At 68.7% G+C, this 19,332-nt stretch carries 17 protein-coding genes; 16 read left to right on the forward strand and 1 reads right to left on the reverse strand.

Annotation, left to right across the window (positions count from 1 at the left end):
* Positions 1 to 52: 52 nt before the first annotated feature.
* Together BCD48_RS03370 and BCD48_RS03375 are read left to right on the forward strand one after the other, a co-directional pair.
* Complete coding sequence (locus BCD48_RS03370) at positions 53 to 1,996, forward strand: sensor histidine kinase (RefSeq protein WP_131803751.1); 1,944 nt, start codon at positions 53 to 55, stop codon at positions 1,994 to 1,996.
* Positions 1,996 to 2,631: a response regulator transcription factor gene (locus tag BCD48_RS03375; RefSeq protein ID WP_312625436.1), complete on the forward strand. Its 636-nt coding sequence runs from the start codon at positions 1,996 to 1,998 to the stop codon at positions 2,629 to 2,631. Before BCD48_RS03370 ends, BCD48_RS03375 begins: the two co-directional genes overlap by 1 nt.
* Before the next feature lie 339 nt (positions 2,632 to 2,970).
* Here the strand turns inward: BCD48_RS03375 and BCD48_RS03380 are convergent, their stop codons facing one another.
* On the reverse strand, positions 2,971 to 4,317 hold the full coding sequence (locus BCD48_RS03380) for a cation:proton antiporter (RefSeq protein WP_071046748.1): 1,347 nt from the start codon (positions 4,315 to 4,317) through the stop codon (positions 2,971 to 2,973).
* A gap of 302 nt (positions 4,318 to 4,619) precedes the next feature.
* Here BCD48_RS03380 and BCD48_RS03385 point away from each other — a divergent pair, with 302 nt between their 5' ends.
* The 14 genes from BCD48_RS03385 to BCD48_RS03450 all read left to right on the forward strand — a co-directional run bounded on the left by BCD48_RS03385 (position 4,620) and on the right by BCD48_RS03450 (position 19,258).
* Positions 4,620 to 5,531, forward strand: a complete 912-nt coding sequence (locus tag BCD48_RS03385; protein ID WP_116271407.1) for an MBL fold metallo-hydrolase — start codon at positions 4,620 to 4,622, stop codon at positions 5,529 to 5,531.
* A gap of 280 nt (positions 5,532 to 5,811) precedes the next feature.
* On the forward strand, positions 5,812 to 6,864 hold the full coding sequence (locus BCD48_RS03390; RefSeq protein ID WP_198543059.1) for a methyltransferase: 1,053 nt from the start codon (positions 5,812 to 5,814) through the stop codon (positions 6,862 to 6,864).
* A 154-nt stretch (positions 6,865 to 7,018) separates the two neighbouring features.
* Positions 7,019 to 8,284, forward strand: a complete 1,266-nt coding sequence (locus BCD48_RS03395) for a cytochrome P450 (protein ID WP_071046749.1) — start codon at positions 7,019 to 7,021, stop codon at positions 8,282 to 8,284.
* Positions 8,285 to 8,298: 14 nt separating this feature from the next.
* Complete coding sequence (locus BCD48_RS03400; protein WP_071046750.1) at positions 8,299 to 8,685, forward strand: SCP2 sterol-binding domain-containing protein; 387 nt, start codon at positions 8,299 to 8,301, stop codon at positions 8,683 to 8,685.
* A gap of 100 nt (positions 8,686 to 8,785) precedes the next feature.
* Entirely contained in the window at positions 8,786 to 10,024 is a 1,239-nt protein-coding gene (locus tag BCD48_RS03405) for an NAD(P)/FAD-dependent oxidoreductase (RefSeq protein ID WP_071046751.1), read from the forward strand.
* A gap of 145 nt (positions 10,025 to 10,169) precedes the next feature.
* The gene (locus tag BCD48_RS03410; protein ID WP_083418109.1) at positions 10,170 to 11,399 is read left to right on the forward strand and encodes a cytochrome P450; all 1,230 of its coding nucleotides are present in this window, start codon (positions 10,170 to 10,172) and stop codon (positions 11,397 to 11,399) included.
* A 205-nt stretch (positions 11,400 to 11,604) separates the two neighbouring features.
* On the forward strand, positions 11,605 to 12,774 hold the full coding sequence (locus BCD48_RS03415; protein ID WP_071046752.1) for a glycosyltransferase: 1,170 nt from the start codon (positions 11,605 to 11,607) through the stop codon (positions 12,772 to 12,774).
* Positions 12,775 to 12,973: 199 nt separating this feature from the next.
* On the forward strand, positions 12,974 to 13,564 hold the full coding sequence (locus tag BCD48_RS03420) for a dTDP-4-dehydrorhamnose 3,5-epimerase family protein (RefSeq protein WP_071046753.1): 591 nt from the start codon (positions 12,974 to 12,976) through the stop codon (positions 13,562 to 13,564).
* 2 nt (positions 13,565 to 13,566) lie between these two features.
* Positions 13,567 to 14,685, forward strand: a complete 1,119-nt coding sequence (locus BCD48_RS03425) for a Gfo/Idh/MocA family protein (RefSeq protein WP_071046754.1) — start codon at positions 13,567 to 13,569, stop codon at positions 14,683 to 14,685.
* The gene (locus BCD48_RS03430) at positions 14,627 to 16,039 is read left to right on the forward strand and encodes an NDP-hexose 2,3-dehydratase family protein (RefSeq protein WP_083418110.1); all 1,413 of its coding nucleotides are present in this window, start codon (positions 14,627 to 14,629) and stop codon (positions 16,037 to 16,039) included. Before BCD48_RS03425 ends, BCD48_RS03430 begins: the two co-directional genes overlap by 59 nt.
* A 136-nt stretch (positions 16,040 to 16,175) precedes the next feature.
* Positions 16,176 to 16,961, forward strand: coding sequence for a 3-oxoacyl-ACP reductase FabG (gene fabG, locus BCD48_RS03435; protein ID WP_071046755.1), 786 nt, complete (start codon positions 16,176 to 16,178; stop codon positions 16,959 to 16,961).
* 25 nt (positions 16,962 to 16,986) lie between these two features.
* The gene (locus BCD48_RS03440) at positions 16,987 to 17,412 is read left to right on the forward strand and encodes a nuclear transport factor 2 family protein (RefSeq protein ID WP_071046756.1); all 426 of its coding nucleotides are present in this window, start codon (positions 16,987 to 16,989) and stop codon (positions 17,410 to 17,412) included.
* Between the two features lie 129 nt (positions 17,413 to 17,541).
* The gene (locus BCD48_RS03445) at positions 17,542 to 18,723 is read left to right on the forward strand and encodes an alpha/beta hydrolase family protein (RefSeq protein ID WP_071046757.1); all 1,182 of its coding nucleotides are present in this window, start codon (positions 17,542 to 17,544) and stop codon (positions 18,721 to 18,723) included.
* 109 nt (positions 18,724 to 18,832) lie between these two features.
* Complete coding sequence (locus BCD48_RS03450) at positions 18,833 to 19,258, forward strand: lipocalin-like domain-containing protein (RefSeq protein ID WP_071046758.1); 426 nt, start codon at positions 18,833 to 18,835, stop codon at positions 19,256 to 19,258.
* Positions 19,259 to 19,332: the final 74 nt, after the last annotated feature.

Here is a 19,332-nt window from a genome sequence, read left to right on the forward strand (position 1 = left end):
CGGGGTTGCAGGGTTATCCCGGTACCGCGCGGCAAGCGCCCCGGTGCACCATGTGGCTGTGCTTCGGATCCCGCCGCGCGTGTCGGGACCGGCGAGCGGCGTCGCCGTCACGGCGCTGGTGGCGGGCGGTTTCGCCCTCGGGGTCCGGCTCGACAATCTGCACAACGGCCTGCTCGGCGTCGCCTTCACCACCGTGGGGCTTTACGTGGTGTGGCAGCGGGCGGCCAACCGTGAGGCCTGGCTTTTCGTCGCCACCGGGGTGGCACAGGCGGCGATGTTCGCGGCCCGCCAGTACGGCCTGCGCACCCCCGCGCTGCCCGCCGCCTCCTGGATCGGCTGGCTCGGTGTGTGGCCGCTCCCGCTGGTGTTCGTGCTGACCGCGGTCACTCTCATGAGCTTCCCGACCGGGCGGCTGCCCTCGCCCGCGTGGCGGGCGGTTGTCGGGACGCTGACCGTGCTGGGCGTCGCGCTCGCGGCGATGTCGGCGCTGTGGCCGGTCGAGTACGAGCGGGTGCCGCTGGCCGCGCCGCACCCGCTGCACATCCCGGGCGCCGCGGCCGCGGCCGCCATCCACCCCTGGGCGGCAGCGATTGGCTACCCGGCGTTCCAGCTCGTCTGGGTGGTGTGCGCGATCGCGCGGCTGGCACACGCGCAGGGTGATGAGTCCCGGCAGTTGCGCTGGTTCGTCTTCGCCGTGGCGGCGACGGGGGCGGTGATGGCCGTGGGGCTGATCGGGTGGGGCACACCCGAGCCCGGGCTGCTGGCCGTGCCGCTGGTTCCCGTGGCGGCGGGGGCGGCCATCCTGAAGTACCGCCTCTACGACGTCGACCCGGTGATCAACGCGACGCTCGTCTGGGGCGCGATGGCGGCGGTGGTCACCCTCGGGTACGCCGTCATCGTCGTCGCCGTCGGCAGCCTGATCGGTGGTTCGGGCACGCTGCTCGCGCTGCCGGCCACCGCGCTGGTCGCCGTGGCGTTCGAGCCGCTGCGCCGCCGCGCCCAGCGTGCGGCGGACCGGATCGTCTACGGCCGTCGCGCCACCCCGTACGAGGCCCTGTCACGGCTGTCCGCCCAGCTGACGGGCCCGTCGAGCGGACTGCTCGACGGGCTGTGCGCCACGGTCGCCGAAGGCACGGGTGCGCGGCGGGTTGTGCTGTGGACGGGACCCGCCGACGAGCTGCGCGCGGTGTCGGCGTGGCCGGCGGGGTGTCCGGGCGAGGTGCGCACCTTCGACGAGCTGGCGCTCGGCGGGCGCGCGGTGCCGGTGGCACACGGTGGCCGGACCGTCGGCGCGCTCGCCGTGACGGCGGGAGCGCGTGGCTCGTTGACCTCCCAGGAACGCGGTCTGCTCGCCGACCTGGCCGCCCAGGCGGGTCTCGCCCTGGAGCTGCGCGCCAGCGCCCAGCGCCTGGTCGCCGCGGGCGACGAGGCCCGGCGCCGGCTGGAGCGCGACCTGCACGACGGGGCCCAGCAGCGGCTGGTCACCGTCGCGATGGAGCTCGGCGCGCTCGCCCAGGCCGCCGACGGCGCCGCCGCGTTCGCCGAACGGGCCGAGTCGGCCCGCCAACAGCTGCTGCAAGCCACCGCCGAGCTGCGCGAGACCGCGCGCGGGCTGCACCCGGCCGTGCTCACCCAGGACGGGTTGGAGGCCGCGCTCGGCTATCTCGCCGACCGGTCCGCCGTTCCGGTGCGCCTGCGCGTCGCCGTGGACCGCCGGCTGGCGCCCACGGTGGAGGCGACGGCGTATTTCGTCGTCAGCGAGGGCCTCACGAACGCGGCCAAGCACGCCAATGCCCGGATCACGACCGTCACCGCGGAGCTGACCGCGCACGGGCTGCTGCTGGAGGTCCGCGACGACGGCGTGGGCGGGGCGCAGGCGCGTCCAGGATCCGGCCTGGAAGGACTCACCGACCGCCTCGCCGCCCTCGACGCCCGGCTGATCGTCGACAGCGGGCCCGCGGGAACGCGGCTGCGGACGGTGATCCCGTGCGGGTGATGCTGGCGGACGACGCCGTCCTGTTCCGGGAGGGGCTGGCCCGCATCCTGACCGAGATGGGCTTCGACGTCACCGGCCAGTACGCCGACGGAGACACGCTGGTCGCCATGGCACGCGGCAACCCACCCGACGTGGCGGTGTTGGACCTACGGATGCCACCGGGCTTCGCCGACGAGGGCATCGAGGCCGCGCGGGCCATCCGAGCCGCCGCACCATCGGTCGGGCTGATGCTGCTGTCGCAGTACGTGGAAGTGCACCACGCCCTTCGACTGATGACCGAGTTCGACGGCGGGGTCGGCTACCTGCTCAAGGATCGCGTCTCCAACCTGGACGTCTTCGGCGCCGAGCTGCGCAACGTCGCCGCCGGAGGCACGGCGATCGATCCCGAGCTGGTCGTCCGGCTCGTCACCCGCCGCCGCGAGGACGACCCACTGGCCAGACTCACGGACCGCGAACGGGCAGTGCTGGCCCTGATGGCACGCGGACACTCCAACACCGCCATCGCCACCGACCTCTACCTCGCCGTGAAGACCGTCGAAGCCCACGTAACCTCGATCTTCACGAAACTCGACCTGGCGCCAGGCGATCGCGAACACAGACGCGTACTCGCCGTCCTACGCTTCCTACGCGCATAGCCGGGAGCACGCCGAGGCGCGGCGGCGGAAGCTGGTCGCCGACGTCGGGATCACCCGCGTGGACGCCACTATCCCCGCTGGATCGACTCCGTCTTGCAGGCCCTCTGCCACGATCCCGACCATCAAGTCCATGGCGGACTCACCGCGTTAACCCCCAGGTGAGCGCCTGGCTGGGCCGCGACCACGGACACAGACCCTCCGAGGTAGCCGATAGATCGGGCACGCGACCTTTCGATGTGCGCGGTTCGGTCAAGCCTGGCGTCGTACTGCTTAGTGATCCTGGGGACAACGGCCGCCGGGTGTGCGAAGGAAGATCATTTTCGCACACCCTTTGGCCCTCTAGCCAGCAGTCGACGCGGAACTACCAGCCGGCACGCTGTCTCCCCAGGCCAACGGTTGGCGAGGAGCCTCCTCGACGACCTCGTCGCGGCGGCGTATCGCCCAGCGCAGCGTAGGCCCGGCCATGATCGACGTGACGATGGCGACCAGCACGATGGTCGTGTACATGGCCGTCGTCAGGACCCCCAGTTGAACTCCGACGGTGGCGACCACGATCTGCACGACCCCGCGCGCGTTGAGGCCCGCGCCGAGCGCGAGCCCGGTCCAGTGGTCGAGGCCTCCGGCGCGGGCTCCAGCGTAGGCCCCGACGAACTTGCCGACGACAGCCAGGAGGAGCACGACGACCGCGACCAAGGCGGTGCTCGGGTGCAGCAGCGCACGCAGGTCGGTACGGAAGCCGGCGGTCGCGAAGAACAGCGGCGCAAGCACACCTAGCACCACGGTCCGCAGCGGCGCGAGCTCGGCTGGGCGAAGCTCCCGTCCGGCGCCGAGCACCGTCCCGACCGCGAAGGCGCCCAGGATGGCCTCCAGACCCATCGCCTGGGTGGCGGCTGCCGCCGCGAAGATCGTCACGAAGACGACGGCGAGCGGGCCGTTCGTCCCGCCGTGATGGCGGGCCCACCTGAGCGGCGCGTTGCCCACCACCCGACCGAGAACGACCGCGCCGACCACCGTCACGGCCACCCAGCCAATCGTCTTCGCGATGTCACCGGCGTGCGCGCCGGTCGTCGCTTGCGCCGAGACGACCCCGAGGAGCAGCCAGCCACACACGTCGTCGACGGTGGCCGCGGCCAGCGTGAGCTGCCCGATCTCGCGGTGGATCATTCTCAGGTCGAGGAGAATCTTGGCGATGATCGGAATCGCGCTCACGGCCAGGGCGACGCCCAGGAACAACGCGAAGGTCGTCCGGTCAACCCCGGCGGGAACGAGCCGCGAGGGCAGGAGGAGGCCGGCGCCGATGCCCAGGCCCAGCGGGATGACCAGGCCGCCGAGACTCACGGGAACGGTCGCAGCGACCTTGCCGCGCAGGAACCGTGTGTCGATTTCGATGCCCGTCAGCCCGACCAGCAGCACCAGGCCGACCTGGGCGACGGCGTCGATCAGGTTGGCCTGGACGGCGACGCGGGGGAACAGCCAGCCGGACAGGCTCGGCGTGGCCGCGCCCAGCAGCGACGGGCCGAGCGCGATCCCGGCCAGGAGCTCGCCGACCACCGCGGGCATCTTGACCCGGGCCGCAGCGGCGCCGAGCAGACGGGCCACGAGCACCAGCAGGCTGATCTGGAGCAGGAAGACAAGCAGCCGGTGGCCCGGAATCGACGCGACGATCGTGGCGGACGCGACGGGCATGCATTCTCCAGGAAGGGTCGCCGCCGCCCATCGGACGGGAGGCGGGTGGCGAATCGTCGGCAAGGCGAAGAACCCCGGTTCCGGCCGGCCAACTTGTCGCGGGTGCAGCCTGGCGCCCGCGGCTCAAATCACGCTCAAGTGTCCAGCCGGCCGGCGGGCCGCGAGGCCAGCCGGCCTCCGCCACCTGCCGTCGCGAGTTCGTGGCTGTCATCGCCGGGATCCCGTGGCCGGGTCACGGCGCGCCGGACGATGGTTGGTCGTCCCTCGAGTGACATTTGAGCGCCTGCCGCGAACGTGTCGGCGTGCCCATCCTGACCGGCGAGCCCAGACTCGAGGAGATAGCCGACGGAATTCAGGCGTTCGTGCAGCCGGACGGCGGCTGGTGCCTGAACAACGCCGGCCTGCTGCTCACTCCAGGTGGCAGCCTTCTCATCGACACCGCGGCCACCGAGGCGCGCGCCCGGCTTCTTCGCGCGTTCGCGGTGGAGGCGGCGGGCACCCCGCCCACGATGCTTGTCAACACGCATTCGCACGGCGACCATACCTTCGGGAACTTCATGTTTCCCGAAGCCAGTTTGGTGGGAAACGATCGCACCAGGCGGGAGGCTGCCGAGGCCGGGCTCCACCTCACCCGGCTGTGGCCCGAGGTCGGTTGGGGCGCCGTTGAAGTGGTGCTGCCCGACGTTACCTTCAGCGAACGAATGACCATCTACCGGGACGGGCTCGAGATTGAGCTGCGCTCCTTTGGGCCAGCACACAGCGCCTGTGACACGGTCGTCTGGCTACCACGTCAGCGTGTGCTGTTCGCCGGCGATCTGGTCATGTCCGGGGTTACGCCGTTCGTCCTGACAGGATCGGTCGCGGGGCTGCGATCGGCGGTGGCGGGGCTGCGGGAGCTCGGTGCGGTCACCATTGTTCCCGGGCATGGACCGGTGGGCGGGCCGGAACTCCTGGACGCCACCGAGCGCTATCTGGACTGGCTGACCGGGCTTGCCCGATCTGGTCTCGACCAGGGGCTGACCCCCCTGCGAGCTGCCCGGGAGGCCAAGCTCGGCGAGTTCGCCGAGCTGCTCGACCCCGAGCGGCTGGCGCCGAACCTGCACCGGGCGTACGACGAGCTGCGCGGCGGCGGCCCCGGGTCGTTCGCGGCAGTCGATCAGCTGTTCACCGAGATGGTGGAACTTCACGGACGCCTTCCCACATGCCATGCCTGAGGCCGAACACCTTTTGCGCTGTCACCCCTTTCCTGGTCCGGAATCCGTGCACCTGAGCCGCGCGGCGCCGACGACGTCTCCGGCGGGAGGCCCAGCCGCACCGCTTGCTTTTTAGTCAGACTCTAGCGGCGCTACACAACGAGCTACCAGGGTTTGGACAACCAGTAGCAACGCGTTGTCCGGCACCGAGAGATGTCCGACGTCCTCGTCCCAGTCCGCACGCTGTCCGCGTCGACGGACGACCATACGAACATTTTCGGCAGCCCGGGAGGAAATGCAGATGACGTTGATCAGGAGCAGCTCATCCATCCCTGACGGAGTGAGCGGCCCGTCTCCCGTGACGATGCTGCGAGATCTCTCACTCGCGTCCGCCGCGCCGGCAGCGCTGCGGGCCGCCATCCAGATCGGAGTCGCCGACGAGATCGCGGATGCGCCGGTGGGCGTCGAACGGCTCGCCGCGGCCCTCAAGGTCAACGCGGCCGTGCTCGTCCGCCTGTTGCGCAATCTGCGGTGCTACGGGGTCTTCGCCGAGACCGAGGGCGGCATCGTGCACACCCCTGTCTCCCGGCTGCTGCGGAGCGACGCCGCCACGAGCCTCAGATCGTGGGTGCTGTGGGTCACCGAACCATGGGCGTGGCAGTTGTGGCCCGATCTGGAGCAGGCGGTGCGATCGGGGCGTGGAGCGTTCGAGGACACGTACGGCAGGGACTTCTTCACGCACCTTCACAAAGAGTGGCCCGAATCGACCGAGATCTTCAACCAGTCGCAGACGGAGCTGAGCCGGCTGACATCCGCGGCCCTCGCCGCGACGTTGGATCTCAGCGAGATCAAGACCTTCGCCGATGTCGGAGGCGGCCGCGGATACACTCTCGCGACCCTGCTGGAAGCCAATCCGCACCTGCACGGGACGCTTGTCGATCTTCCTGCCGCGGTCATGCATCCGGATCCGCGGCTGCACCCAGACGGCACCCTGGCGTCGCGATCCCGGGTAATGGAGGGGGACTGCCTCCAGGAAGTCCCGGTCGAGGCAGATGTGTACCTCTTCAAGAGCATTCTCGAATGGGACGACGAGAAGACGGTGACCGCCCTCCGTAACGCTGCCCGAGCGGGTCGGCCCGGAAGTCGCGTACTCGTCGTGACGAATCTCATCGATGACAGTCCTGAAATCAGGTACGCAACCGGTATCGACCTGCTCTTCCTGCTCAACACGAACGGGAAGCGGCACACGAGGACCGGGGTCACCAGGCTCGTGGAAAAAGCGGGCCTGAGGCTTGACGGCGTCAGCCCCGCCGGACAACTCCTGCACGTGATCGAAACGACCGTGCCCGGCTGATGGCTCCGCCGCCCGCGCCGGCGGCATGTCGAGGTGCCCGCCGACAGCCCCTGGATCGCCCGATCCGACCCGGCTCCGGTCGTGTGGATGGCCCGTCAGGCGGCCGCGGGTGCGGGTGCGCCGTCACGCTGATCGAAGAACTGAGGAGTCCACGATGGCCACCTACACGGCCGACCCGAGAGCCGCGGCCAGGCATGCCGCCAACGAGGCGCTTGCGGAGATCCTGTTCTCCCCGGAGGGGAGGCTGGACCCGTATTCACGGTTCCACCGGCTGAGAGAGGCCGTCCCGGTCCACCACAGTACCTTGGGGATCTGGCTGGTCACTCGATATGACGACGTCAACGAAACGCTGCGAAGCAAGCAGATCGGCAAGGACGTACGCACGTTCATGGCCGGCCGATTCAGCGGTGGCTGGGAACAGCATCCAGCCCTGCGCAAACTCGCTTCCACGATGCTGTGGGCGAACCCGCCAGAACACACGCGGTTGCGCCAGGCCCTCGGTCACGCGCTTACGGTGAAGCGGGTCATGGCGTACCGCGGATTCATCGAGCGCAAGGTCGACGAACTGCTCGAGCCGATCGCCCAGGCGGGCGGCGGCGACATCTGCAATGATTTCTGCTACCCACTCCCGCTCAGTGTCGTGGCCGCGCTCATAGGCATCCCGGACGAAGAGGCTCCGTTGCTTCGGGAGCCCATCAGGGACTTCCAGCGGACGTTCGAGCTGGGCATGACCGCGTCTGAGCTGCACAAGGCCGACCAGGCGGCCGAGTTCCTCGACGGTTATTTCGGAGACCTGGTGGACCGGACGCGCCGCCAGCCGGGCGACGACCTGCTCTCGGCGCTGATCGACCCGGCGGACGGGGGCGACCGGTTGACTCGTTCCGAACTGGCGCAGATGTGCAACATGATCATTGCTGCCGGGTCCGAGACGACGACCTTCTTCCTCAACAACGGAATACGCCTCTTCGCCGAGCACCCCGACCAGGCGGACCTGGTGCGCGCCGACCCGAACCTGCTGAATCAGGCGGTCGAGGAGGTTCTCCGCTTCGACCCGCCCGTGCACATGCTGCCCCGGACGACGAGCGAACCGCTGGATATCGCCGGTGTGACAATTCCGGCGGGCTCTCGGCTGATGATGCTGATCGCCGCGGCGAACCGCGACCCGACCCGCTTCGCGGATCCAGACAGATTTGACGTCACCCGAACCGGTCACCCGTCGGTCTCGTTCGGTGCGGGCATACATTCGTGCGCGGGCTCGAGGCTCGCCAAGATGCAGGGGGAAGTCGTCTTCTCGACCGTTCTCCGCAGATTCTCCCAGATAGAGGTAGCGCGGCCGCCGCTGCCTCGGCCGAGGGTCACCCTGCCCCAGGTCGAAGCGCTTCACATCCGGGTTGGCAACCGCGGGGACGGGGCGTCGTGACCACTGGAGCGGGCGTGGCCTTCCTGTCCAAGGAGTACCTGACGGCCCTCGAGGAGCTGGCGCCGGTCAGCCAGCCGGTGATACCGCACGTGAACGTCCGGACCCAGTTCCGCGCGATCGGGACTCCCGAGGGCGTCGTTGACTACCATTTCCTGATCGAACAGGGGGTCATCACCGGGGCGGGTCGTGGACTCCTTGACAACTGCGACCTGACGATCACTGCGGCCTACCGTGATCTGGTCGATTTTCAGGCAGGCGAGCTGCACGCGGCCACTGCTTTCGTCACTGGTCAGTTCGCCGTCACCGGGGACAAGGCGAAGCTGCTGGAGCTGATGGTCGTTCTGCAAAGCGGGTACTACCACCAGTTCACCGCAGAGCTGTGGGCCCGGACCGCTCGGTGAGGAACCGCCGGGACCAAAGGCCGTCTCTCGGCGAGACACCCGGTGTGAGAACAACTGGGCTCTGGCCCGTCATCTCGAGTTGAAAACAGGAGGTCAATCGGTGCGCGATCAGTATGACGTCGTCGTCGTGGGCGGAGGGCCAGCCGGCGCCACCGCCGCCGGGCTGCTGTCCAAGCGTGGTCGACGTGTGCTCCTGCTGGAGAAGGAGAAATTTCCCCGGTACCACATTGGCGAGTCCCTGATACCGGGGGTCATGCCGGTCGTCAGGGAACTCGGCGCGACGGGGGCTATGGCGGACCTGGGCGCGATCAAGAAGTACGGCATCACACTGATCTGGGGCGGCCAGACCCGGGAGCCGTGGAACATCCGCTTCGACGAGATTCCCTCGGACCATCCGGCGAATGAGCTGGCTGAAAGGCCGCACGCCTACGAGGTGAAGCGGGCCGAGTTCGACAACATGTTGCTGACTCATGCCCGCCGGCTCGGCGTGACGGTCATCGAGGAGACGACCGCGCGGGAGGCGATCTTCACAGACGGTCGCTGCACCGGTGTGCGTTACAGCCCCAACAACTCGGGCCAGACCGCCGAGGTGCACGCGCCGTTCGTCATCGACGCCTCGGGACAGTCGAAGCTCATGGGCCGGAGCCTCGACACGGTCGAGTGGCACGCGGACCTCAAGAACCTCGCGGTCTGGACATATTTCCAGGGAGGCACCCGCTACGAGGGCGAGGAAGCCGGCAACATCACGGTGGAGGCCCACCCGAATGGCTGGCTGTGGATGATTCCCTTCAGTGACGACACCTGCGGCGTCGGGTTCGTCGCGGCGAGCAGTGAGTTTGTCGACCCGGCGCTGTCGCCACCGGCGATCATGGCCCAGCGCATCGACGAGTCGGCGGCGGTCAAAAAGCTGCTCACAGGCGCGGTGCAGGTGGCCCAGCCTCGCACGGCCAAGGACTGGTCCTACACCTGCAGCAGGCTGAGTGGACCCGGCTTCCTACAGACCGGCGACGCCGCGGCGTTCATCGACCCTCTGTTCTCCACCGGTGTCATGCTGGCTATGAAGGGCGGCTCACTGGCCGCGGCCGCGGTCGAAAGAATTCTCGACGAGCCGGATTCCGAGGCCAGGCTACGGAAGGACTACGAACAGGAGTACCACTCCGTCCTTGATGTGGTCGTCTCCTTCGTACGGTACTTCTACGACAAGAGCCGGGCCGTCCAGGACTACTTCGAGCGGGCCCAGTCGCTGATTGACCCCAAGGAGGAGCGGAAGGCCCGTCAGGACTTCATTCTCCTCGTCTCCGGCATGGCCAAGGCGGTGGAGGGCTGGCGGTTGAACTGAGCCGCCATCGGCCGCGCGCGCCACCGGTGTCCGGCCTGGCCAGGGTGCGGGAGACTGACGCCCCGTGTTTCTTCACTGTCAGTAAGACGACGAGGCCACGGCCTTTCTGACTGCACACTGTCGAAGAGATTAGGTTGAACTTGCCATGCGGATGACCGCGCAGGTCAGCGATCTTGATCCTTTCGCGCCGGAGGTCCTGTCGAATCCGTACCCGACGTACAAGCGGCTGCGCGAGGCCGGTCCGGTGGTCTGGCTGGAGCGGTATGGCGTCTGGGCCACCGCGCGCGACAGTGTCGTTCGGGCGGCTCTGCTCGACCACGAGACGTTCATCTCGTCAGCAGGCACCGGACTCGCTGACCTGCGCCTGTCACCGGGCCCCGGCGCGCCGGGCTCCGACGGCGATCCGACACCGCGCTCACGCAGCCTGCTGCAGCAGTCCGACCCTCCCGAGCACACCCGGGCACGGCATGTCGTCGGCTCCGTCCTCGCGCCGGCCGCTCTGCGTGCGTTGCGCGAGACGTGGGCCGTGGCGGCGGACGAGCTGGTCGGTGGGCTGGTCGGCATCGGTGAGATCGATGGAATTCGACAGCTTGCGCAGGCGCTGCCACTGCGGGTGTTCGCGGACGCGGTCGGTCTTCCGAGGGAGGGCCGGACGGAGAACGTGCCGCCCTTCGTCGAGATGGCGTTCAACGCGTTCGGACCGCCCAACGAGCTGGCGGTACGGTCCAGGAGCGGTGGCCTGACGGCCGCCCCATGGATCGTCGAACACTGCCTCCCAGAGAACCTGAGCCCGGACGGGTGGGGCGCCCAGATCCACCGGGCAGCCCAGCAGGACGGCTTCAGTCGCGACGAGGCGACCGCCCTGGTGCGATCGCTCCTGGTCGCCGGGATGGATACGACCGTGAAGGGACTCGGCGCCACGCTCTGGTTCCTGGCCGCCCACCCGGAGCAGTACGCCCGGCTGAGTGCCAGCCCGAGCCTGGCGCGGGCCGCGTTCGACGAGTCCGTGCGCCTCGAGTCGCCGATACAGCTCTTCTTCCGGTGCGTGTCGCGGGATGTGGATCTGGCGGAAGTCCGCCTGTGCACGGACGACCGGATTCTCCTGCTCTTCGGCGCGGCCAACCGCGACCCCCGGCGTTGGGACGACCCGGATCGGTTCGACCTCGGCCGCGCCGCCGGCGGACACCTCGGGTTCGGGGCTGGTATCCATGCCTGTGTCGGTCGCGCCATCGCCTATATGCAGGCCGAGGCGGTGCTCACAGCTCTGGTTCGCCACGCCGCCTCCCTAGAGCTGGCCGGCCGGGCGCGGTGGCGCCCGAACAATGCGCTTCGCGGGCTGGCCGAACTGCCGCTGAGGCTGTCGCCGCGCCGGTGAGGACGCGCGCATGGCCCTGACGACCCACCCTTGCCGCCGGGTGGTTCGGACGGCCGTGATCTATAGCCAGCTTTGAGCGCCGCTTCAACGCCGGTCACCAGGATCGTCGCAGAAAGTCTAGCGGTACGGGCTCACAGCCCGACCGCGGAATACTTCTGAATACTTTTACGGAGCCGCACCGACGAGTTAGGGCGCAGGAGTCGTGATGCGCATTCTCATGATATCGTCCCCCGTTCCCAGCCACTTCACGCCGATGGTCCCGCTCGCCTGGGCGTTCCGGGCGTCTGGACATGACGTCCTGGTCGCCGGACAACCTGACGTGATGACGGCCGTGCGCTCCGCCGGCCTCATCGGCGTGAGCATCGGCGAGCCGTTCGGCTACGCGAGCTGGATGCGCGGTGTCACGGGAGACAGAAGACCGGTCGAGACGATGCCCCGGCCCGGTGTGCCCGGACGGTCGGAGAACATCGGCGAGGTATGGGCGACGCACGCCAGGAACACGATGGCCCGGTATCTCGAGTTCGCCCGGGAATTCCGCCCGGATCTGATCGTCGCCGACCAGGTCGAATACGGGACCCTCATCGTCGCGGAAGCGCTTGGCGTTCCCTCCGTTCACCACCGGTGGAGCGTCGACCCGCTGTCCGACCCATACCTGCGCCGCATGCGGACGGCGCTCGCCCCGCTGGCCACCGAAGCGGGTCTGGACGAGTTCCCCGGGCCCACTGTGACGCTGGACCCCTGCCCGCCCACGCTCCAGGTCCCGTCGGCGACACCGGGGACCCCGATCCGGTACGTGCCGTTCAACGGCCCGGGAGAACTGCCGGCGTGGGCCCGCGCGCGGCGGGCGACCGGGCCGGACGGCCGGACGGTCGTCATCTCGCTCGGCAGAAACACGCTGGCCCTCAACGGAGTCCCGCACCTGAATCTGATGCTGCGGACCTTTGCCGCTCTTCCGGACGTCACGGTGATCGCGACCGTGGATCAGGAATTTCGATCCGTCGTCGAGGCTCCCCAGACCGTGCGCATCATCGAGCCGACCCCGCTGGAGCTGATTCTCGGGGAATGCGACGTGCTGGTGCACCACGGCGGCGCGGGCTCGTCGCTCACCGCGACACTCCTCGGTCTGCCGCAGCTTGTGCTCCCTCAGTTTCCCAGCTCGTTCGCGACCGGGGAGCGGCTGCAGGCACTCGGTGCGGGCATCACGATCGATGGCGCGGAGGAACAGAGCGACCCTGGCGCTCTTTCCGCGGCCGTGGGGGCCTTGCTGGACGATTCCGGCCATCGGCGGGCGGCGGAGAAGCTGCGCCACGAGATGGAGTCGATGCCGGCCCCTGCGCTGGCCGCCGCCGATCTGATCGGCCGGGTCAGACGGTGAGCGAAAAGCTTGGCGCGACGAACAGGCGACCATCCAGAGCGGCACGGCGAGGAGTAGCGATGAACACACGGGTCACCGGCGGGAGCTGTGGCCGGGTCACCACGCCGCGGGTCTGCCCGAAGGACGCGTCGTGACGCATCAGGGCGACAGCCGGACATGGGATCACGGCGGCCCGGACGTTCCGGCCGGTGGAGGCAGGATGGAGCAGCTCGATGTGGAGGGCGTCTGGCGGTTCCTCCCTGAGGTGCTGAAAGACGACCGGGGGGAGTTCACAGAGTGGTTCCGGCCGGATCCATTCGGATTTCACGTCGGGCACCGACTGGCGCTCGGGCAGGCCAATCTCTCGGTGTCCCGGGCCGGCGTGGTTCGGGGTATCCATTTCGCCGATGTGCCCCCTGGGCAGGCGAAATGGGTGTGCTGCGTCCGCGGTGCCGCGCTCGATGTGGCCGTGGACGTGCGGCTGGGCTCGCCGACCTTCGGCCGCTGGACCGCGACCCGTATCGATCCCCACCGGCGGCAGGTGCTTTATCTGCCGGAAGGAGTGGGGCACGCGTTCATGGCGCTCGACGATGACACCACTGTCGTTTATCTGTGCTCGCAGCCGTATGTAGCCGCCCGGGAACGGGCTGTGTCGCCTGTCGACCCGGAGATCGGCATCGAGTGGCCGAAGAACCATCCGATAGTTCTTTCCCAGAAAGACACGCACGCTCCATCCCTGAAAGAAGCCGAAGAGAGGGGAATCCTTCCCTCGTACGAGGCGTGTCGCAGGTACGCGAAGGAGCTGACCTGACGATGAGCCCCCTGCGCGTCGGTGTGATGGGCTGCGCCGGCATCGCCCTGCGTCGGTTGCTGCCCGCCATGTCGGCCTCTCCCAAGGTCCAGGTCACCGCGGTCGCGAGCCGTGACTCGGCACGGGCCCGCGATGCGGCAGGACGGTTCGGGGCCGAGCCCGTGCACGGCTACGCCGCGCTGCTGGGGCGTCCAGACGTGGACGCGGTCTACGTTCCGCTGCCCGTCTCGCTGCACGCCTACTGGGTCGAGGCGGCGCTCAGGGCCGGCAAACACGTCCTGGCCGAGAAGCCGTTGACGACCTGCCAGGCGGATACCGAGCGCCTTCTCGCAGTCGCCCGAACCCTCGGGCGAGCACTGGTAGAGAACGTCATGTTCGTGCATCACCCTCAGCACGCGGCGGTCGCGAGGCTGGTGCGTGACGGCGCCATCGGCGAGCTGCGCTCATTCCATGCGGCCTTTTCGGTGCCACGGCGGCCGGAGGGTGACATCCGCTATTCGGCCGAGCTGGGTGGGGGAGCGCTGTGGGATGCGGCCGTCTATCCGCTCCGAGCGGCCCTCTACTTCCTCGGCGACGAACTGGCGGTCGCGGGGTCGACCCTCACCCATGCGCCGTGGACGGACGTCGACCTGGGTGGCGCCGCGCTGCTGCTCACTCCGGGCGGAGTAAGCGCGCATCTCAGCTTCGGCCTCGACCACGTCTACCGGTCCCGCTATGAGCTGTGCGGCAGCGACGGGCTCATCGTGGTCGAGCCCGCCTTCACCCCGGCTGCCGAGCACGTGCCGCACATCCACCTCGAACGGTCGGTCCATCGGGAGACCGTCGTGCTGACGGCGGCTGACCAGGTCCGCCTCGCGGTCGGCGCCTTCGCGCAGGCCGCCGCGCGAGCGGCCCCTCCCGATCCGGCATCGCTTCGCGCGGCGTCTCTGCTCGATGAGCTGCGGACCCGGGCGCAACTCGCGGGAAACGGATCGACGACCCACTGCTCAGCCCTTGCGGGAATCCCCGACATGGGCCACCAGGACAGGGAACCCACAGAGATCTCAAAGGAGAGTGAGCGCGATGCCCACCTCGGCACCCCCCTCCGGGGCGCTGGCGGGCCTGCCCGCCCTCGGCCGTGAGGACCCGGAGCTACCCGCCCGGTTGGCCCGGTCGGCCGCCGAGCCAGGCGCGGCCGCTGAGGAACGGGCCGCCGATGTCGTCCGCTGGCTGCTCGCGCGTCACCAGGCAAACTCCTTCCGGGTGACGCCGATCCCATTCCAGCGGCTGGGCCAGTGGTCCTTCGATCCAGACAGCGGGAACCTCGGACACCGCAGCGGCCGCTTCTTCACCGTCGAAGGTCTCGACGTGTCGGTGTCGGACGGCATGGTCCCGCGCTGGCAGCAGCCGATCATCAGGCAGCCGGAGACGGGCATCCTGGGTCTGCTGGCCCAGGAACGCGACGGCGCACTGCGCTTCCTGATGCAGTCCAAGATGGAGCCCGGCAACCCCAACCTGATCCAGCTGTCGCCGACCATTCAGGCCACTCGCAGCAACTACACCGCCGTGCACAAGGGCGCGCCGGTCAGGTACCTGGAATACTTCGTCGATCCGCGGCGGGGGCAGGTCCTCGCCGACGTGCTCCAGTCGGAACACGGCTCGTGGTTCTATCAGAAGCAGAACCGGAACATGATCGTGGAGACGCGGGAGGACGTCGAGCCACACGAGGATTTCCGCTGGCTGACGCTCGGCGAGATCGGTGCTCTGCTGCGTCGGGACCTTGTGGTCAACATGGATGCCCGCACGGTGCTCGCGTGCGCGCCGGTGAACGAGGACTCGCCGGGATCCCTACTCACCGGTACAGAGCTTTTGTCGTGGTTCACCGGAGAACGGGCCCGCCACGAGGTCCGAGCCGAGCTGATACCGCTGGCCGAGGTGGACGGCTGGCGCCACGGCCCCGATGCCATCGAGCACCACCTGCGACGTTACTTCCGCGTCGTGGCCGTCGACGTCGAGGCGGGGAACAGGGAGGTGGCAGGTTGGGACCAGCCGCTGTTCGAGCCGTGCCGGACCTCAATCGCGGCGTTCGTCACCCGACGCTTCTCGGGCGTTCCGCACCTGCTGGCGCACGCTCGGGTCGAGGCCGGCTTCCTGGACACGGTGGAGCTCGGCCCCACGGTCCAGTGCACTCCGGAGAACTACGCCGGAAAGCCACGGACCGAGCGGCCGGCCTATCTGGATCTCGTGCTGGCGGCTAAGCCGTCGGGGATCGTGTACGAGGCCAGGCACTCCGAGGAGGGTGGCCGGTTCCTGAACGCGGTGAGCCGGTACCTGTTCGTCGACGCGAACAAGGCGGGAGTACCGGCTGAGCCGCTTCCAGGCTATCAGTGGGTGACGCCGGCTCAGCTCGGCGCGCTTGTCCGGCACGGTCACTACGTCAACGTGCAGGCTCGCACCCTGCTGGCCTGCCTCACCGCCGGAGCCGTCCGGCTCTGACGCCGCGGGTCCCGGGGCTCAGGTCCACAGCTGACTGTTACCCGCGCCCGGCCGCTCGCGCGGCCCGAAAGCTATCTGGTAGGCACCATCCCGACTAACTGGCCCGTCGACGACGGCGGATGGGACACGGACAACCATGGTTGAGAGCACCCAGCGGGTGGCCCTGGTCACGGGCGCCACCAGCGGTATCGGTCTGGAGATCGCGGCCACGCTGGCCAGGAACGACACGGCGGTTTTCCTGTGCTCGCGCACACCCGAGGCGGTGGCGGCGATCGCCAAGGATCTCCGAAGCCAGGGACACACGGTCGACGGGTGCGACTGCGACGTCCGGTCGCCCGAGCAGATCCGCGACCTGGTGCGCCGAGCGGTGGACCGGTTCGGCCCGGTCGACGTCCTCGTCAACAATGCCGGGCGCCCCGGCGGCGGCGAAACCTCGGACATCTCCGACGAGCTGTGGCTCGACGTCCTCGACACCAATCTGACCAGCGTCTTCCGCGTGACCAAGGAAGTCCTTACGTCAGGCGGAATGCTTGAGCGGAAGCGCGGCCGGATCATCAACATCGCCTCGACCGGCGGAAAGCAGGGGGTCGTCCACGCGGCCCCCTACTCCGCGTCCAAGCACGGCGTGGTCGGTTTCACCAAGGCACTCGGCCTGGAACTCGCGAAGATCGGTATCACGGTCAACGCGGTGTGTCCCGGATTCGTCGAGACGCCGATGGCCGAACGAGTGCGGGAGCATTATTCCGCCATCTGGGGCGTCGACGTGGACGAAACACATTCTCGCATTACCGGGCGCGTGCCGATCGGCCGTTACGTCGAGCCCGCCGAGGTGGCCGCCATGGTCCAGTACCTGATCTCCCCTCTCGCTGCCGCGGTGACGGCGCAGGCGCTCAATGTCTGCGGCGGCCTTGGGAACTACTGACGCCCACCGGACCCGGAGAAGTGTCATGACAACCATGCCCGCCCGGCTCGATCTGGAGACCCTCTACCCGCGCGTGCAGCAGTTCTACGCGGCCCAGATGCAGCGGCTCGACGCGCGCGACATCGCGGGTTATGCCGACACGTTCACCGAGGACGCCGAGTTCGCGCACACGCCCGGCCGCCCGGCCGCCCGCACCCGGCCGGGTATTGTCGCGGACCTGACGGACTTCCATCGGAAGTTCGAGGACGACCCGATGCAGCGCCGGCACATGGTCAACATGATCAGGCTGGGGCCGCTCGGCGACGGTGACGTTAGTTCGACCGCCTACTGCCTGGTGCTGAAGGTCCGGCCCGGGCAGGACGTGTCCTTCGTGAGCTGCGTCATGCACGACGTGCTCAGGGCGGTGGACGGCGAGCTCCTGACTCGCGTGCGCCAGGTCACGTACGACTGATGGCGGCGCCGGGCCGCCACGCCCGGTCACCGCGGGCGCGGCCGGCAGAGGCACAGCCGGGAGGTCGCCGGCCGCCCGTCAGATCTGGTGTCGACAAAACTGACAGGTTCCCGGGAAGGCAATCGTGACATGGCCGAGAAAACGGCGCCCCGACAGTGGCCAACGACGGACGCGGGAGCGCCGTCCGCGACGAGTGATTCGGTCCTGTCGGCGATCTCCTACTACCTTCCACGACTGATGTTCCTGCACTCGCGGTATGCGGCCGAAACCCACTGGGGTGACCTGTTCGCGGTGGCCCGAGATTTTCCCGCCGATCTCATCGACCTGCGGTCGGCGGCGTTCTGGGATGAATGGCGGATTCGATGGTGCGCTCAGGGGGACCGCTACCAGAGCGTCTCGCGCGAGGCGCGTACGGCCGCCGGGCGAGGCCGGGCGTTGCGCGGTGCCGCGGCGTGCTATCACTGGGCCGAGTTCATGGACTTCGGCGATCGGGACCGCAAACTCGGCCTGCGCTCACGGGTACGTGACTGTTTCCTGCGCAGCCTGGAGGACAGTCATCTGGAATGTCGCCGGGGTGAGCTGACTCTGGCTGAGACGGGCTCGTGCAAGATCCATTACTGGTTGTTCCTGCCGCCCGCGCATCGTAGGCCGTCGGGCCCGGCGCCCTGCATCATCATGTCCAACGGGCTGGACTCGATGACCGAGGTCGAGGTCCTTGCCCTGGCGGAGACCTATCTCGAGCGTGGCATCGCCGCCCTGCTGTTCGACGGGCCAGGTCAGGGAATCCACGTCGGCCAGGTTCCGCTCCATATCGAGATGGAAACGGTCGTGGAGGTGCTTGTCGCCTGGCTGCGGCTCCAGCCGGGCATTGCCCACGACCGCCTCGCCTTCTTTGGTATCAGTTTCGGCGGCTATCTTGCCCTCCGGATGTCCCAGCGGATCGGCTCACTGTTCAGGTGCGTCGTGAACATCTCCGGAGGCCCGCGCGTGGCTCCCTTCGACGGCCTTCCCCGCCGCCTGCGGGACGATTTTCGATGCGCGTTCGCCTGCGGCGAGCCCGTGAACATGCAGGCGTTGTTCGACGTGATCGAGCTGGACGTCACGGTCCCGGCCGGTGCTCCGGTTCTCACTGTCCACGGAACGCTCGACGACATCTTCCCGGTCGCGGACCTCGTTGATCTCGACCGGATATGGGGTACCGATCACGAGCTGATCGTATACGAGGGCGAACGGCATACCTGCCCAAACATGATCAGTATCTGGAGCCTGCTAGCGGCGGACTGGGTGGCAGAGCATCTCGAGACCTCGTAGAAGTACCGCGAACGTCGCCGGCGGAGCGTTTCCCGGCCGTTGCCAGCTGGATGCTCTGCCGCCTGGATGCTCTGCCGCATGTGCCGCATGGGACGACCCGGGAGGGTGAATGTTGTCGGTAGCGGACCTCACCGGAGCCTGGCGGCTTACCTCCCACTACTTTCTCGGCGCGGAGGGATCCACCAGCGAGGGACCACTCGGCGCTGGAGCCGCCGGCCTGCTGGTCTACGACGCGGACGGGTACATCTCGGTTGGCCTGATGCGGACCGTCGGCGGTCCGCATCAGGCCGCCGGTCCGGCCGCGTTCTACATGGGATACTCCGGGCGCTGGCGGCTGGCCGGCGGAATGTTGGTCCATGAAGTGGAGATCAGTTCCCATCCCCACATCGTCGACACGACCCAGGTCCGAGAAGCCCACCTGGACGACGACGAACTGATCCTGCGGGAACGCCTCGACGAGACGCCACGGTATTTCGTCCTGCGCTGGCGCCGCGCTGGGCGGAACCAGGACCCGGATCCACCTGGGTCGTGCTGACGGTGGGGTTTTGCGGGTTCTGACGCCCGCCGGCATCCAGCCGGCGGGCGTCGGCGGTCCAGGCGCCAGCGGTC

This window comes from Pseudofrankia coriaricola, from assembly GCF_001854805.1.
GTDB lineage: Bacteria > Actinomycetota > Actinomycetes > Frankiales > Frankiaceae > Pseudofrankia.